Here is a 15,370-nt window from a genome sequence, read left to right as displayed (position 1 = left end):
ATATACCTAGCCTGTAACCTAGACCGCACAGGAAATGAAAGGCAGGCGCCCATGGCCCGAGCGGGTCTCACCGCGGACCGTGTGGTCGCGGCCGCCGCCGAACTCGCCGACGAGGCGGGGTTCGACAACATCACCCTGACCGCGCTGGCCCGCCGCTTCGGTGTGAAGGACGCCAGTCTGTACTCGCACGTCCGGGGCCTCGCCGACCTGCGCACCCGGCTCGCGCTGCACGCGGGCGGCGAGCTGATCGACCGGATCGCGGTGGCCGTGGCCGGCCGCGCGGGCAAGGACGCGCTGGCCGCCTTCGCCGGCGCGTACCGCGCCTACGCCCTGGAGCACCCCGGCCGGTACGCGGCCACCCAGATCCGTATCGACCAGTCCCTGCTCGCCGGTTCCCCCGAAATGCGGCGCACCGCCGAGATCACCTACGGCATGCTGCGCGCCTACGGCCTGGAGGAACCCGACCTCACCGACGCCGTACGTCTGCTGCGCAGCACCTTCCACGGCTACTGCGCCCTGGAGTCCACCGGCGGATTCGGCGCGGACCGGGACGTACAGGCCTCCTGGGACAAGGCGATCGACGCCCTGCACCTGGCCCTGGCCCACTGGCCCCGGGAGACGCAGAAGGATGACGGAGAAGGATGACTGAGCAGCTTCACTACGACGTCTCGGGCAGCGGTCCCGTGCTGCTGGTGATGCCGGGCGGGGCCGGGCATCCGATGGGGCTGGGGCCGCTGACCGAGCGGCTGGCCGCGCGGTTCACCGTGGTGACGTACGACCCGCTCGGGCTCGCCCACGGCCGGCTCGGCCTTCCGGTACCCGAGCAGCGGGTGGCGGACTGGAGCGAGGGCGCGCACCGGGTGCTGGAGGCGGTGCTTCCGGCGGGCGGGACCGGGTACGTGCTCGGGACCAGCTCAGGTGGGATCGCCGCCCTGGACCTGCTCGCCCGGCACCCCGGGCGGCTGGCGCACGTGGTCGCGCACGAACCGCCGTGCGTGACGGTGCTGCCGGACGGGGCGCGGCAACGGGCCGAGCTGATCGGGCAGTTGGAGGGGCACGGGCGCTCGCCCGCGGAAGGCGAAGGGGCCACCCCGTTCGGGGTGTTCCTGGCGCGTGTGCTGGGCCCGTTCACCTCCCATCTGCCGTCCTTCACCGCTCCGCCGGGCGGGCTCACGCTCGCCTCCGGCGTCGGCTCGCGCGGCCAGGTGCTGCACCGGACCGCCGCGTCGCTCGCCGAGCGGCTGGGCGGTGCGTTCGTGGAGTTCCCGGGCGGACACCTGGGCACGGTGGATCACCCGGAGGCGTTCGCGGACCTGCTCACCGACACGTTGCGCTCCAGCGCGCGGACCTCGGCGTAGGTGGGAGTGGTTCCGTCCGGGGTGCGTCCGGCGGCGATGTCGGCCACCGCGTCCAGGGCGGCGCCGAGCGCCCGCCGGTAGAGCAGCGAGCCCAGGCTGACACGGCGCACACCGAGACCGGCCAGCTGGGCGACGGTGGGTCCGGCGGGCGAGTAGAGGATGTTGAGGGGAACGTCGAGGTGCCTGACCAGCGCCGCGATCCGCCCGGGGTCGGTCAGGCCGGGTACGAACACCCCGTCCGCACCGGCCTGTTGGTAGGCGTCGAGCCGCCGCAGGGTGTCCCGTTCGTCGCCGTCGCCGGACCAGTACGTGTCGGTGCGGGCGTTGACGAACAGGCCGGGTACGGCGGCCTTCACGGCGGCGACCTTCGCCGCGAGCCGGCCACTCGGCCCCAGGGCGTCCTCCAGGTTGACCCCGGCCACCCCCATGATCCACAACTCCCTGGCCAGTTCCGCCACTTCGCCGGGATCCCGGCTGAATCCGTCCTCGGCGTCGACCGAGAGCAGATACGGCTCCGAGCCGAGGGCAAGGGCGAGGCTCAGCGTCTGTTCACGGGTCGCGCCCGCGCCGTCGGGCAGGCCGACGGCCGCCGCCACGGCCAGACTCGTCGTACCGATCGCGGGGAAACCCCGGGCGGCGAGCGCGGCCGCCGAGGCGTGGTCCCAGGCGTTGGGCAGCAGCAGCGGCTCGCCGGGCCGGTGGTGGAGTCCGGCGAACGTCGTCACGGTGGGCTGTGCGGTCATACGGCCACGCTAGGCACGGAATGCTTCGGCGCCCGCCGAACGATGGACCCACCGGGACACCGGGAACCGCTCCGGCAACCTTTCCCGCACCCACGGCAGCCCCAGGGCATGACTCACGCACCACGCACCTCAGGTCACCGCCGCGTCCACGCGTCCCGCAAGCCCGTGATCGGCGCGCTCGCCGCCGGACTGCTCGCGGGCGCGTGGTACGCCACGGCGGCGCGGCCACGGCCGGCGCTCCGGACCTGACCGTCACCACCACGGCCGTCTCGCGGCCGGTTACAACAACGCCCGGGAGTGGAACCGCACCGCCACGGCCGCCGCCGCGAACGCCTCGCTCCGGGTCGCCTGACCGGCGGCGGACGGTGTCCATGTCACCCCGTTGACGGCGACCGGGCCCACAACTGGAAGGAGACGGCGGCCGCGATCGTCCGCCACACCGGCGGCAGGCAGACCTGGACCACCAAACTCACCGGCACGACACCGTCCACGACGAGCCTGCGGATCGCCCGTCTGACACCGTGAACCGGAAGACCCTCTGCACGCCGGACGCCCAATGGACGCTCACCTCACGATCCCCGCATACCTTGTGATCCTCCGTCATTCGCACGGACACCAGGTCCGCGAGCGGCCGGGGATCCGGCTCGCCGGTCAGCCGGACGAGTGCCACGAACAGCGTGGCCTCGCCCGCTCCGGTCTCCCCGGTCAGGCCCTCCAGGCCCTCCGACAGCCCCGACACCGGGAGCAGTTCGGCACGAAGGGTGCCCTCTGGTGCCGCCCATCCCGTGATCCGCACCGGTGTCCCGGGCGCGGCCCCGGCCACGAGATGGGCCCGCACCTCCACCGCGCCCTCGGCGAGCACGAGGCTGGTGACGGTGATCCCGTCGCGCACGCTGTGCCGGGAGGCGATCCACCCGGCGCCCGTGCCGAGCGGCTCGATCCCCGTCCGGCTCGGATCGCCGCCGACGATCACACTGTTGTCGTACGACACCGGGTCGGGCGTGGTCGCGGTCGAGTAGGCGAGCCGGGTGTAGTAGGGGTCGTAGCGGACGTCCTCACTGCCGTGGTTGTGCAGCCGGACGAGTCCGTCCGAACGCGTGGACTGCAGCAGCCAGTTGGGGACGGCGATGGGCCGCACCTCGTCGGCGCGGTCGGCCGGGCCCGGTTCCTCGGTCGCCGTCCACACCTCGTGCTCCGGAGGCAGCAGCAGGCCCAGGAAGCCTTTGCCGGCCCAGTACGGGGAGGCCGGGCCCGAGTAGTTCTGCGCAAGTGACTCGTCGGGGCCGAGCCAGCCGAGCGGGAGCAGACCGCGCTCGTCGACCGCGCCGCCGTCCAGGAAGTACCGCAGCGCTCCGGAGGCCAGGCGCCGCGTCTCACCGGGGGCGAGGGGGGTCTGGCCGATCAGCGCGCCGAGCCAGAGCGGGGCGGTCGTCGCGAAGCGGTAGGTCAGGGAGCGGCCCTGGTGGAGGGGGGCACCGTCGCCGCCGAAGAGGCGGGCGTAGTCGGCGAGATGGCGCGACAGCCGTCGACCGTATACAGAAAGCAGTTCACTGTCGTCCGCCAGCCATGCGTGGACGACTGTGTACAAGTGCATCGCCCAGCCGTTGTAGTAGTCGAACTTCCGGCCGTCGCCGTCGGTGTACCAGCCGTCGCCGAGGTACCAGCCCTCGATCCGTTCCAGGCCGCGGTCGATCGCCTTGCGCGCCGCTTCCGGCCGGTGACCGATCTCCGCAAGGAAGCCGCCGACGGTGACGGGGAACAATTCCCAGTTGCACGGCCAGGGTTCGGCGGTGAGCGCGTCCGCCAGCCAGTCGGCGGTGCGCTGCCGCACCGGGTCGTCCAGCCGGTCCCACAGCAGCGGCCGGGTCAGCCGCAGGGCGAGGGCGACGGACGCTGCCTCGACGAGCGGCTGGCTGCGGCGCCCGATGCGCGGCCAGACCCCGCCGGGGCCGGTCGTGAGGCCGTCGGCGTAGCGGCCGAGCGCGGTCTCGTCGCGGCGGAAGGCGGCCAGCAGCAGCGTACGGGCGTACCCCTCCAGGCCGTCGGAGAGGTGGCCGGACTGGCTCACATGGTCGCCGGGGAGGTGGTAGAGGGCGCGGTCGGGGGTGGCGTAGGGCTCGACGGCGGCCAGCAGGGCGTCGGCGGCGGCCTCCCAGTGGGCGCGACCGTATCCGGTGTACGGGCTCAACGCACGGTCGTCGGCGGGCAGTTCGATCACGGCGGTGGCTGTCCTTCCTGGCGGGGCCTGGGACGCCCCGGTTCCGGTCGGGGCGCCCCAGGGACTCATCCCACCCGCACGGCGCCCTCCGGCACCAGACGCAGGGCGAGAAGTGCGTCGCGGACCAGTCCCGCGTAGACGGTGGCGCCGTGCACGGAGGTGTGCGTGTTGTCGCGCTTCTCGTCGTAGAGGTAGATCGCCCTGGAGCGCTCCGGCCCGAGGGACTCCACCAGCGCCTTGGTCTGCGCCGTGAGGTCGACCAGGGGGACGTGTTCGGCGACCGCGACGGAGCGGATGACGGCCGGGAGGTCGACGCCGAGACCGTTGACCAGCAGGGCCGTGCCGTTGTTCAGGGTGCCGTCGGCGTTGAACCAGCGGCGGACGATCGGGGTGACGAGCACCGGTTCGCCGCCCCTGTCCCGGATGCCCGTGACGAGGGTCTCCAGGTTGACCCGGTACGTGGCCTCGTCGGTGGTCTTGTCGTTGTGGGCGAGTTGGACGAGGACCAGGTCGCCGGGGCGGATCAGCGGCTGGACGGTGTCCCAGAGCAGGGGGTTCGCGAGGTAGGTGACCGTACTCTCGCCGGAGTCGGCGTAGTTGGCGACGGACAGGCCCTTGCGCAGGTACTGCGGCAGTTGCTGGCCCCAGCCGGAGTAGGGGGCGGCGGGCTGGTCGCAGACGGTGGAGTCGCCGATCAGGATGATCTGGCGGGCGTGCCGGGCGGGGGTGACCCGGACATCGGCGAGGGCGGGGGCGGAGCCGCCGAGGGCGAGGTCCAGGCCGGGGGTTCCGTCGGGGCCGGTGGGCTCGCCCTCGGGGGTGCGGACGTTCACGGTGAAGCTGCGCGTGAGGCGTTCGCCGGCCGGGACCGCGGTTTCCGGGAGCAGGGCGCGCCGGGTCTCCCCCGTGATGCTCGTGCTGGACGACGCAGCGCCACCGAGCCGGACCGTGACGTCGTACGTGCCCGGAGGGACGGCGAAGTGGCAGGCGGTGGCGGTGCAGTTCGCGATGCCGGGCGGCCGGCCGCCGTGGGCCTGGGCGGGGGGCGCCGTCAGGTCCGCGCACAGGGTGACCGCCGCCAGTACGGCGCCGCGCGCAGGGGTGCAACATCTCACTCGTCCTCCTCGGGCGGCCGGCAAGGTCCGGTGGCTGGACCGTATCGCTCTTGACAAGCGCTTTCTAGCCCCCGAAGCAAAATCGTACGACCATCAACTCCCAAGCAGCGAAAGCCCTTTCGCGAAGTCGATTCAACTGTCACCCTGCCAGACACCCGCACTCCCCGGACCTCCCGAAGGAGGCACCCCCATGTCCGGATCCCCGAACCGCGCGGTCGATCGCCGTACCTTCGTCCTCGGCACCGCTGCCGCCGCCGGTGCGGCAGCCCTCGCCGGCCCGCTCGCCGGCTCCGCGGCGGCGGCAGGCTTCGGCTGGAGCGACGACGGCTCGAACTACGTCGTCGACACCGGCGCGAACCTCGCATTCAAGGTCAGCAAGACCAACGGCGACCTGACCTCGCTGGTGTACAAGGGCACCGAGTACCAGGGCTACGGCGGCAAGAACTCGCAGATCGAGTCGGGGCTCGGCACCTCCACCGTCACCCTGGCCCAGTCCGGCTCGACCATCCTGGTCTCCGTCGCCCACGGCACCCTGCGGCACTACTACGCGGCCCGCAGCGGCGAGAACAACATCTACCTGTGGACCGACAAGGCCGACTCCTCGGTCACGGCGACCCGGTACATCGTGCGCGTGAAGGCGGGCCTGTTCCTCAACGACGAACCGGACTCCTACACCTACACCACCAGCACCGTCGAGGCCTCCGACGTGTTCGCGAAGTCCGACGGCCAGACCCGCTCCAAGCACTACTCGAAGCGACGGGTCATCGACTACGACTACATCGGCTGGACCAGCGACGGCGTCGGCCTGTGGATCGTCCGCAGCAACCACGAGAAGGCCTCCGGCGGCCCGTTCTACCGCTCCCTGCTGCGCCACCAGAGCGCCGACGGCGGCGGACTGTACGAGATCCTCCACTACGGCGAGAACCAGACCGAGTCCGAGCGGTACGGCCTGCAGGGCCCGTACGTGATCGCCTTCACGGACGGCGGGGCGCCGTCGTCCGCGCTGTACCACGGCACCCTGACCACCTCGTGGGCCGACTCGCTCGGCATCTCCGGTTACGTCCCCGGCAGCGGGCGTGGCCGGGTCGCCGGTGTCGGCATCACCGGACGGGACACAGCGTCCGCGTACACGGTCGCACTGGCCAACTCGGCAGCGCAGTACTGGAGTACGGCACGCGCCTCCGACGGCTATTTCTCGATGTCCAGGATCCTGCCGGGTGTATACACGCTGACGGTCTACAAAGGCGAGTTGGCTGTATACAGCACGCAGGCGACCGTGTCCGCGGGCGCGACGACCACGCTCGACACGATCACCGTCCCGTCGTCCAACGACCCGTCCAACGCGAGCGCGATCTGGCGGATCGGCACCTGGAACGGCACGCCGAGCGGCTTCAAGAACGCGGACCTGATGACGTACGCGCATCCCTCGGACGTACGGGCCGCCAGCTGGACCGGCAACGTGGTGATCGGCAGCGGTTCCGAGACCTCCGCCTTCCCCTGCTATCTGTGGAAGGACGTCAACAGCGGCCTGCTCGTCTACTTCAAGCTCACCGCCGCGCAGGCCGCCGCCGCGCACATCCTGAGAATCGGCGTGACGACGGCCTACGTCAACGGCCGCCCGCAGGTGACCGTCAACGGCACCTGGACCTCGGCGGTCCCCTCCACACCCACCCAGCCGAACACCCGGTCCCTCACGGTGGGCTCCTACCGGGGCAACAACCACACCTTCAGCTACGGCGTCCCGGCCAGTGCCTGGCTCACGGACACCAGCCAGTACAACGTCCTGAAGATCGACGTGGTGAGCGGTTCGGGGACGACGGGCTATCTCAGCGCGGGAACGGCGATCGACGCGATCGATCTCCTGGCCTGATCGACTGTCACGTTCCGCGCGTCCACTGCTGGTTCGTGCCGCCGCTGCAGGCGTAGGTGATGATCGCGGCCGAGTCGGCGGGCGCCGGTGCACAGGGACTGGCCGGGCACGTCGGCGCACTTGGAACTGTGCCGGTCGATCAGCGTGTTGTACGTGGCACTGGTACCGGTGACGGTGCCGGCGGTGGTGTCGACGGTGATCTCCGGGTACCAGGACATGGACAGCGACGTGGAGGTGGGGAAGGCCAGCGGCAGCCACACACAGCGGGAGTCGTTCACCGTACCGCCGAAGGAGTTGCCCCAGCGGTCCCCCATGTACCGGTACGAGGTACCCGAACTTCCCCGCACGGGAAGGACATAGGCGGTCTGGGAGCCGTAGGCGGTGGAGTCACCGACGTTCGTCCAGGAGGTCCAGGGGCCGGCGAGGGAGGTGGCGGCGGCGTACTGCTGCTGGTCCGGGCCAGGGGTTGGCGAGCAGGCTGTCGATGCCGGTGCAGTCGGCGGTGAGTTTGTAGATGTGCAGGTCGTAGTTGTTGTTGGCGGGCCACGCGACGAACTTGCCGGTTGCGGCGTTGTGGATGACCTTCGGCCGCTCGATGCAGGCGGTGCCGAGTTCGGCGGCGGAGGACTGGGGCAGGACGTGGGCGCGGAACTCCCAGATCTTCAGGTCGGTGGAGCGGTAGGCGTCCACGTACCGGAAGGTGTTGTCGCTGTTCCGGTCCTCGCCGAACCAGTAGTAGTACGAGCCGACCTTGATGACACCGCCGCCATGTGCGTGTACGGCGTTGCCCGAAGTGTCCGTGAACTGAGTGCCGTTCGCGATCGTTTGTGGTGCCGCCTGAGCGGGTCCGGCGGCCGCGAGGGCCGCGGCGAGGGCGCAGCACACGGCGAGCAGGACGGCGTACACGCGTCTCATCTCACGCGCTCTCCTTCACGATGTCACGCGATGGCGCACGATGGCGCACGGTGTCGCCGCCCGGCGTCCCGTTTCGACTAGCGTCGTGACATGACCAGCAACACCTCCCCCAGCCTCCTCGACGCCCTCGCCACCAGGACGGTCGTGCTCGACGGCGGCATGTCCAACCAGCTGGAGTCGGCCGGGTACGACCTTAGCGACGAGCTGTGGTCGGCGCGGCTGCTCGCCGAGCGGCCGGAAGCGATCACGAAGGCGCATCTCGCCTACTTCCGGGCGGGCGCGGACGTGGCCATCACGGCCAGCTACCAGGCCACCTTCGAGGGCTTCGCACGGCGCGGCATCGGGCACGAGGACGCGGCGCGGCTGCTCGCGCTGAGCGTGGCACTCGCGCGGGAGGCCGCGCGGCGGGCCGGCGACGAGGGCATCGACCGCCCGCTGTGGGTGGCGGCCTCGGTCGGGCCGTACGGGGCGATGCTCGCGGACGGCTCCGAGTACCGGGGCCGGTACGGGCTCAGCGTGGCCGAGCTGGAGCGTTTTCACCGGCCGCGCATCGAGGTGCTGGCTGCCGCCTCGCCGGACGTCCTCGCGCTGGAGACGGTGCCGGACGCCGACGAGGGCGCCGCGCTGCTCGGCGCGGTGCGTGGGCTGGGGGTGCCGGCGTGGCTCTCGTATACGGTCGACGGTCGGTACACGCGCGCCGGGCAGCCCCTGGAGGAGGCCTTCGCCCTGGCCGCGGACGTGGACGAGGTGATCGCGGTGGGCGTGAACTGCTGTGCGCCACAGGACGTGGCAACCGCGGTGGAGATCGCGTCCAGGGTCACCGGCAAGCCGGTCGTGGTCTATCCGAACAGCGGGGAGACCTGGGACGCCGGGGCGCGCGCCTGGACGGGGAGTACGACGTTCAGCCCCAGGCAGGTCAAGGCGTGGCGGGAGGCGGGGGCGCGGTTGATCGGCGGGTGCTGCCGGGTGGGGCCGGAGGGCATTGCGGCAATCGCCTCCGGCGGTTACGCGGGATCGCCATAGGGGCCGGGCGTGCAGGGCGGGCGCGGCTCGTCTGTGGCTGGTCGCGCAGTTCCCCGCGCCCCTATTTCGCCGCCCCTTCTTTCGAGGCGCCGTCAGCGGCGTCTGGCGGCGACCGACCTCCGTAGGCGGCGTACCGCTGCCGCCAGTTCCGTTCCGGGGGGCCGGGTGACGGTGTCGGTGGCCGGGGCGGGATCGGGGACGGTGGTGGCGGTGGTCCAGAGGGCGAATTCCGCATCTCGTGGACCGTATGCGGTATACGGGACGCGGTCGCCGAAGATCCGTACCGGATGCGACGCGTCCCAGGGCTCCCAGCCGGGGTCGCCGGTCGTGGCGAAGCGTACCCAGGCTCCGTGCATCGCGTCGCACAGCTCCTGCGGGGCGCCCTCGCCCGCCAGCTTCTTCGATTCGGGCGTGTCGCCGGAGTCGAAGACGAAGCCCAGCTCCAGGGCGTGGCAGGCGCCGAGGGACGGGCGGCCGGACGGCCAGGCGAACTCGTAGAGGTAGGAGACGCCGGGGCGGGAGTCGGCGAGGCGGTGCAGGGGGATGCGCAGCAGATGGTCGGTGACCATCTGGCCGACGATCTCGGCGGTGCCGGCGTCGGGATGCAGGGCGCGGTAGCCGCGGGGCACCTCGTGGCCGGCGCGGCAGCGGGCCATGGCGCCGGCCAGGGAGACGGGGCCGAGCCGGTCGACGTGTTCGAGGAGTCCGCCGGGCACCAGCCACAGCCGGTACTCGTCCCGGGTCCAGCCCATGAGCAGCTCCACGCCCGGGGCGGCGTCGCCGTCGATCAGGGCCTGCAGGGGGTCGCGGGGGACGAGGTCGTCGTCGACGACGATCCCGAAGGCGGGTCCGCCGAGCACCGGGCTGCTGAGCCGGCCGACCTCGGCCTGGGTGCGCAGCAGCAGGCCGCGGTCGACGGCGGCGAAGGCCTCGGCGGTGGCGGGGATCTTCAGGCGGGTGGCCATACGGCGCACCATCCGCCGTACCTTGGCGCGCTCGGCGACCTCGGGCGGGCCGCTCTGCAGCACCGCGCGCCGGATCAGACCCCGGGTCTGGGGGGCGGCGAGCAGGGCTCCGGCGCTGATGGCGCCGGCCGACTGTCCGCACAGGGTGATCCGGTCGGGGTCGCCGCCGAAGGCGCCGATCACTTCGTGGACCCAGCGCAGCGCGGCGAGCTGGTCGCGCAGTCCAGGGTTGGGCGGTGCGTCGGGGAAGAGTCCGTAACCCTCCACGCCCAGCCGGTAGTTGATGGACACGCAGACGACGCCGTCCCGGGCGAAGGTACCGCCGTCGTACACGGTGACGGCTGAGGAGCCCCTGGTCAGGGCGCCGCCATGGAGCCAGAGGAGGACGGGGAGCCGGGCTCCGGGGTATGGCTCCGGGGTCCACACGTTGAGGTTGAGGCAGTCGTCCCCGGGGATCTCGGGGTCGGACAGGTACTGGGCGAACGCCTCGGAGTACGGCGGTTTCGGCGCGGTCGGACCGAAGGCGCCGCTGTCGCGTACGCCGTCCCAGGGTTCGAGCGGCTCCGGCGGCCGGAACCGGAGAGGGCCGACGGGCGGGGCGGCGTACGGGATGCCCCGGAACACCGCGATCCCCCGCTCGTACCGGCCGCGTACGGCCCCGTGGGGCGTTCTGACCACGGGGCCCGTCTGGTCTGCCGTCATCGCCCACCAGCCCTTCGCCGTGCTCCTGCGTCCTTCACAGCCACACTGAGTGTCCTGTTCACCTCAGAGCATCACAGTGCGGGCAGCTATTCCGGCGCAGGGGCCCGGCACTGGGCCGTTCGGCGTACCGCTCGTGAATTCCCGTGTCTTCACGTCCGTGTTGACACCCATCTATCATAGGAAGCGCTTTCTGCATCGGTGGGCAGGCCCGGGAAGAGGGCGGGCCGGAGAGGCGGTTTCTGTGGTCCGTGCGGGGAGTGTGCGGGTGCCGGCCGGGCCGACGCTGGCGGTGGTGGCCCGGGAGGCCGGGGTGTCGGTGCCCACGGCGTCGAAAGTGGTCAACGGCCGCGAGGACGTGGCACCGGAGACCCGTCGCCGGGTCACCGAGGCCCTGGACCGGCTCGGCTATGTGCGCCGGCCCCGCTTCGACACGGCGAGGACGCAGGGCCTGGTCGACCTGGTGGTGCACTCACTGCAGAGCCCTTGGTCGGGCGCCGTGCTGCACGGGGTGGAGGCGGCGGCGTACGAGGCGGGCCTGGAGGTGGTGGTCTCGGCCGGGCTGACCCGGCCCCGGGGCGGCCGGCCGGAGCGGGGCTGGCTGGACAAGCTGACGGCGCGCGGCTCCTCGGGCGTGCTGTTCAATCTGCCGGAGCTGTCGCCGTCGCAGTACGCGTGGCTGGACCACCAGCGCATCCCGTACGCGCTGATCGACCCCGCGCACGAGCCGCCGGCCGGGGTGGTGTCGGTCGGGGCGGCCAACTGGCAGGGCGGGGTGAGCGCGACCGAGCATCTGCTCGGGCTCGGCCACCGGCGGATCGCGGTGATCGCCGGTCACCGGCGCACGCTGTGCGGCAGCGCCCGGGTGGCCGGTCACCGTTCCGCGCTCGCCTCGGCCGGCGTGCGGCACCGGGCCGATTATGTGCGGCACGCCGACTTCGACGAGGCCACCGCCCGGCGGTGCATGCACGAACTGCTGGACCTGCCCGAGCCGCCGACGGCCGTGTTCGTGTGCTCCGACCGGATGGCCCTCGGGGCGTACCAGGCGCTCGCGGAACGGGAGTTGCGAGTGCCTGACGATATGAGCGTCGTCGGCTTCGACGATCTGCCCGAGGCCCGCTGGGCCGCCCCTGCGCTGACCACCGTCCGCCAGCCGCTCGGCGAGATGGCGGCGACCGCGCTGCGGCTGCTGGTGCGGATGATGCACGGGGAGCGCCCGGAGGGCACCCGCACCGAGCTGTCGACCCGGCTGGTACGGCGCTCAAGCACGGCCGAGCCGCCGGGCGGACGGCCGACGGTTTGATCCCGAGCGGCCGACAGGTGCTGCAATCACGGTGATCAGGCCTCTCTCGGTCCCCGCTGGCGCGACGGCGGCCCCGAGCAGTGCGGCGGCGGCCGCCGCGACGGCCCCCAGCCGTGGTACGGCACCGGTCACACGCCCGCGCCCTCGGGGGTGAGCCGCACTCACGTGGCCCTCCACGCACGTGAGCTTTACTCCCCCAACGGCGGAACCTCCGCACCGCAGAAACCTCACGCAGGGCCTCGACCTGCCAGGCCTCCGGGCCAACTCTCTTGAAGCGAAGGGACGGTGACCGTAGCCTCGCCGGTCATGAACGCCGTTCCCCCGCTCCTGGACCATCTCGTCCTCGCCACGCCCGACCTGGCGGCGACGGTCGCCGACTTCGCGCGGCGGACCGGGGTGACGCCCGTCCCCGGCGGGGTGCATCTCGGCCTCGGCACACGCAACCATCTGGTGGGGCTGGGCGGCCGGAGCTATCTGGAGATCCTCGGCCCCGACCCCGAGCAGCCCGAGCCCGCCGGGCCACGGCCGTTCGGAGTCGACCGGCTGGCCGGGCCGTGCACGCTGACCTGGGCGATCAGTCCGGCCGACCTGGATGCGGCGATCACGACGGCACGCGCTCGGGGCTACGACCCGGGGCCCGCGCGCCCGATGAGCCGCCGTACGCCGGACGGCACCGTGCTGCGCTGGCGGCTGACCGACGGCGACCACGCGCATCCCTCCGGGCTGGTCCCGTTCCTGATCGGCTGGGGCGACTCCCGCCACCCGGCCGCCTCGGGCCTGCCGGTCACCCCGCTGCTGGAGGTGACCGCCACTGTCCCGGACCCGGAGGAGGTGCGCGGCCCCCTCGCGGCCCTGGACACCGGACTGACACTCGCCCCGGGACCGGTCGCGCTCTCCTTCACCGTGGACACCCCCAACGGACCGGTCACCTTCGCCTGAGGCGCGCGAGGGTGTCCGATTCCTTCAAGACCGGGCGGCGGCCGCCCGCCTACGGTGACCGCATGACTGCACGATTCGCCGTGATCGGCGTGGTGGCCTCCGACCTGGCCGCCTCACTCGCCTTCTACCGTCGCCTCGGACTGGTCTTCCCTCCCGGCGCCGAGGAACAGCCGCATGTCGAGGCCGAGTTGCCCGGTGGGCTGGTGCTCGCGCTGGACACCGAGGCAACCGTCCGCTCCTTCCACTCCGGCTGGCGGCCGCCCCAGGGCGGCGGGCGCGTGGGGCTCGCCTTCCGGTGCGACTCGCCCGCCGAGGTCGACGCCCTGTACGAGGACCTGGTGGCCGCCGGCCACCACGGGGAGCTGAAGCCGTGGGACGCGTTCTGGGGGCAGCGGTACGCCACCGTGCACGACCCCGACGGCAACGGCGTCGACCTGTTCGCCCCGCTACCCGGCGCCGAGTAGCGTACCGAGCGGCATACCCGTCAACTCCCTCACCTCTCGGGCAAGATGAGGCTGGTCCGCATACCCGGCACGCAGGGCCGTCTCGGCGTACGGCATTCCGGCACGGGCCAGCGCCAGCGCCCGTTGCAGACGCAGGATGCGGGCCAGCGTCTTGGAACCGTAGCCGAACGCGCCCAGGCAGCGGCGGTGCAACGTGCGGGTGCCGATGCCGAGTTCGGCGGCCGTGGCGGACACCGGGCGGCCCTCGTCCAGACGCTCCACCAGCCGGCGCAGCAGCGGGTCTGGGGCCGTGGTCCGCGCGGCCCGGTCCACGGCGATGTCCTCCAGTGCCGCCACCGGGTCGGGCGTCGCCTCCACCCCCTCACACAGTCGCCGGACCCGGGCGGCGGGCCACAGGTCGGCCAAGTCGACCCGTAGATCGCGCAGTTCGTGCGCGGGTACGCCGAACAGTGCGGGTGCGGTGCCGGGGTAGAAGCGGATGCCTGCCCAGGAGCGGGGTGGGCCCTCAGGGACGTAGGGGCGGGTGTCGGGGCCCGCGACCAGCAGCCGGCCCTCGCTCCACAGCAGATCCATGCAGCCGTCGGGCAGCACCGGCCCGGCACCGGCCCCGTCCGGGGTGTTCGTCCACACGACCGCGCCTGTCAGCCGGGACGCCCGCTCCGCGTACACGTGTGCCAGCGTACGTCGCTGGTGGGCCCCAGGGCCCGGCATCCCCCGCTCCAGGAGTGCCCGCCCTACGGCCGGTCGCTCGGCTCGGACGCCGGTGCCGGCTCGGGACGCGGCGGCACCGGCGTGGTGCGTATGCCCTCGCGAATGCCCCCGTCCGCCGTCGCCTGCCACCCCTCGGCGGGGACACCGGTCCCGCCTCCGGCGCCGCTTTCAGTGCCCAGGGCCTCGGCACTGCCTCCGGTGTCAGGGGCTATGGCACCGCCTCCGGTGCCGATGGCGCCGAACAGCCGGACGCCGTAACGGCTGCGGAAGCGGCGGGCGTAGGCGGCGGTGGCCGCGGCGGTCAGGGTGAGGAGCAGGAGTGAGAGGACCCGGGTGAGCAGCGGCACGATGCCGGTGGGCAGGGTGGCGGCGGCGAGTGTGCCGAAGGCGCCGTCGAGCAGTTGCTCGGCGCCCCAGACGACCGTCAGGACGCGCAGTCCGCGGCGGAGGTCGGCGGAGCCCCGCCATGTCCGGGCCCTCGCCAGGGCCGCCGGGCCCCGGTGCAGTCGCTGGCTCAGCTGGAAGGCCAGCGGTCTGTCGGTGAACCCGGTGCCGAGCACCCAGGCGCCGACCACGAGGGACAGCGCCGCGTCCTTGAACAGCAGGATCCGGGTACTGCCACCGATCAGGGTGGCCAGCGCGGCGGCGGCCAGCAGCACCGTGAAGAACAGGTCCACACCGTCGATCCGGCGCCGCCGCACCGCACCGGTCATCAGGCGCAGAGCGGGTGGTGCACCGCCGAGCAGCAGAGCCGGCCCCTGTCCGATGCCGAGGGCGCGGGCCGCGTAGTAGACGAGGAGCGGCAGGACGATGTCGACGGCTGTCGAGAGCAGCGGGCCGTAGGCCGCACCGCCCTTCCCCTTCCTCTCCCCCACGCCCAGCGGCCGTACCTGGCCCGTCGCGCCCGTCGCATCTGTCCCCTCCGCCGCACCCGCCATGTCCGCCCTGCCCGCCGAGTTCGCCATACCCTCCGCCTCCTTGCCCGGCGCTCTGCCTCCGCCTCTCTGCCTCCGGCCGGACAGCGCCGACCTGCGGAAAACGCTAGAT

General features: G+C 72.5%; 14 protein-coding genes and 1 pseudogene. 8 read left to right on the top strand and 7 right to left on the bottom strand.

Annotation, left to right across the window (positions count from 1 at the left end):
- Positions 1–51 precede the first annotated feature (51 nt).
- Positions 52–645 (top strand): TetR/AcrR family transcriptional regulator, encoded by a 594-nt coding sequence (locus tag AV521_RS24225; RefSeq protein ID WP_076090713.1) that lies wholly within the window; start codon positions 52–54, stop codon positions 643–645.
- Positions 642–1,358, top strand: coding sequence for an alpha/beta fold hydrolase (locus AV521_RS24220; RefSeq protein WP_076090712.1), 717 nt, complete (start codon positions 642–644; stop codon positions 1,356–1,358). The genes AV521_RS24225 and AV521_RS24220 overlap by 4 nt, the downstream gene beginning before the upstream one ends.
- Here AV521_RS24220 and AV521_RS24215 read toward each other — a convergent pair.
- Entirely contained in the window at positions 1,292–2,101 is an 810-nt protein-coding gene (locus AV521_RS24215) for an isocitrate lyase/phosphoenolpyruvate mutase family protein (protein WP_076090711.1), read from the bottom strand. The genes AV521_RS24220 and AV521_RS24215 overlap by 67 nt on opposite strands.
- Positions 2,102–2,209: 108 nt before the next feature.
- On the opposite strand from AV521_RS24215, the gene AV521_RS49400 reads away from it, so the two are divergent.
- Positions 2,210–2,350 (top strand): hypothetical protein, encoded by a 141-nt coding sequence (locus AV521_RS49400; protein WP_179023349.1) that lies wholly within the window; start codon positions 2,210–2,212, stop codon positions 2,348–2,350.
- A gap of 220 nt (positions 2,351–2,570) precedes the next feature.
- Here AV521_RS49400 and AV521_RS24210 read toward each other — a convergent pair whose 3' ends face one another.
- Together AV521_RS24210 and AV521_RS24205 are read right to left on the bottom strand one after the other, a co-directional pair.
- Positions 2,571–4,316: a DUF2264 domain-containing protein gene (locus tag AV521_RS24210; protein ID WP_179023361.1), complete on the bottom strand. Its 1,746-nt coding sequence runs from the start codon at positions 4,314–4,316 to the stop codon at positions 2,571–2,573.
- A gap of 68 nt (positions 4,317–4,384) precedes the next feature.
- Complete coding sequence (locus tag AV521_RS24205; protein ID WP_076090709.1) at positions 4,385–5,434, bottom strand: rhamnogalacturonan acetylesterase; 1,050 nt, start codon at positions 5,432–5,434, stop codon at positions 4,385–4,387.
- Positions 5,435–5,624: 190 nt separating this feature from the next.
- On the opposite strand from AV521_RS24205, the gene AV521_RS24200 reads away from it, so the two are divergent.
- Complete coding sequence (locus tag AV521_RS24200) at positions 5,625–7,304, top strand: rhamnogalacturonan lyase B N-terminal domain-containing protein (protein WP_076090708.1); 1,680 nt, start codon at positions 5,625–5,627, stop codon at positions 7,302–7,304.
- 22 nt (positions 7,305–7,326) lie between these two features.
- Here AV521_RS24200 and AV521_RS24195 read toward each other — a convergent pair.
- Positions 7,327–8,219: pseudogene (locus AV521_RS24195) on the bottom strand (beta-xylosidase); the annotation flags it as partial.
- A 90-nt stretch (positions 8,220–8,309) separates the two neighbouring features.
- Here AV521_RS24195 and mmuM point away from each other — a divergent pair.
- Positions 8,310–9,242: a homocysteine S-methyltransferase gene (gene mmuM / locus AV521_RS24190; protein WP_076090707.1), complete on the top strand. Its 933-nt coding sequence runs from the start codon at positions 8,310–8,312 to the stop codon at positions 9,240–9,242.
- Between the two features lie 92 nt (positions 9,243–9,334).
- Here the strand turns inward: mmuM and AV521_RS24185 are convergent, their stop codons facing one another.
- Positions 9,335–10,909, bottom strand: coding sequence for a carboxylesterase/lipase family protein (locus AV521_RS24185; RefSeq protein WP_179023347.1), 1,575 nt, complete (start codon positions 10,907–10,909; stop codon positions 9,335–9,337).
- 241 nt (positions 10,910–11,150) lie between these two features.
- Between AV521_RS24185 and AV521_RS24180 the strand changes: the two genes are divergently transcribed.
- The 3 genes from AV521_RS24180 to AV521_RS24170 all read left to right on the top strand — a co-directional run bounded on the left by AV521_RS24180 (position 11,151) and on the right by AV521_RS24170 (position 13,612).
- The gene (locus AV521_RS24180; RefSeq protein WP_076090706.1) at positions 11,151–12,209 is read left to right on the top strand and encodes a LacI family DNA-binding transcriptional regulator; all 1,059 of its coding nucleotides are present in this window, start codon (positions 11,151–11,153) and stop codon (positions 12,207–12,209) included.
- Between the two features lie 306 nt (positions 12,210–12,515).
- Complete coding sequence (locus AV521_RS24175) at positions 12,516–13,148, top strand: VOC family protein (protein WP_076090705.1); 633 nt, start codon at positions 12,516–12,518, stop codon at positions 13,146–13,148.
- A 62-nt stretch (positions 13,149–13,210) separates the two neighbouring features.
- A complete protein-coding gene (locus AV521_RS24170; RefSeq protein ID WP_076090822.1) occupies positions 13,211–13,612 on the top strand; it encodes a VOC family protein in 402 nt (133 codons plus the stop codon).
- On the opposite strand, the gene AV521_RS24165 is transcribed toward AV521_RS24170, so the two are convergent.
- Together AV521_RS24165 and AV521_RS51045 are read right to left on the bottom strand one after the other, a co-directional pair.
- A complete protein-coding gene (locus AV521_RS24165) occupies positions 13,595–14,281 on the bottom strand; it encodes an AraC family transcriptional regulator (RefSeq protein WP_076090704.1) in 687 nt (228 codons plus the stop codon). The genes AV521_RS24170 and AV521_RS24165 overlap by 18 nt on opposite strands.
- Positions 14,282–14,346: 65 nt before the next feature.
- Complete coding sequence (locus AV521_RS51045) at positions 14,347–15,288, bottom strand: VC0807 family protein (RefSeq protein ID WP_256725667.1); 942 nt, start codon at positions 15,286–15,288, stop codon at positions 14,347–14,349.
- Positions 15,289–15,370 lie beyond the last annotated feature (82 nt).

It is taken from the genome of Streptomyces sp. IMTB 2501 (genome assembly GCF_001953885.1).
In the GTDB taxonomy this organism is placed as follows: Bacteria; Actinomycetota; Actinomycetes; order Streptomycetales; family Streptomycetaceae; genus Streptomyces.
Note: the sequence above shows the minus strand (reverse complement) of the source record. Positions and strands in the feature narration are given on the sequence as shown.

Bases quoted from the DNA above. Each gene is read 5' to 3' on its own strand.
- AV521_RS24225 (WP_076090713.1), top strand. From the start codon at position 52: ATGGCCCGAGCGGGTCTCACCGCGGACCGTGTGGTCGCGGCCGCCGCC.
- AV521_RS24220 (WP_076090712.1), top strand. From the start codon at position 642: ATGACTGAGCAGCTTCACTACGACGTCTCGGGCAGCGGTCCCGTGCTG.
- AV521_RS24215 (WP_076090711.1), bottom strand. From the start codon at position 2,101: ATGACCGCACAGCCCACCGTGACGACGTTCGCCGGACTCCACCACCGG.
- AV521_RS49400 (WP_179023349.1), top strand. From the start codon at position 2,210: ATGACTCACGCACCACGCACCTCAGGTCACCGCCGCGTCCACGCGTCC.
- AV521_RS24200 (WP_076090708.1), top strand. From the start codon at position 5,625: ATGTCCGGATCCCCGAACCGCGCGGTCGATCGCCGTACCTTCGTCCTC.
- mmuM (WP_076090707.1), top strand. From the start codon at position 8,310: ATGACCAGCAACACCTCCCCCAGCCTCCTCGACGCCCTCGCCACCAGG.
- AV521_RS24185 (WP_179023347.1), bottom strand. From the start codon at position 10,909: ATGACGGCAGACCAGACGGGCCCCGTGGTCAGAACGCCCCACGGGGCC.
- AV521_RS24175 (WP_076090705.1), top strand. From the start codon at position 12,516: ATGAACGCCGTTCCCCCGCTCCTGGACCATCTCGTCCTCGCCACGCCC.
- AV521_RS24170 (WP_076090822.1), top strand. From the start codon at position 13,211: ATGACTGCACGATTCGCCGTGATCGGCGTGGTGGCCTCCGACCTGGCC.
- AV521_RS51045 (WP_256725667.1), bottom strand. From the start codon at position 15,288: ATGGCGAACTCGGCGGGCAGGGCGGACATGGCGGGTGCGGCGGAGGGG.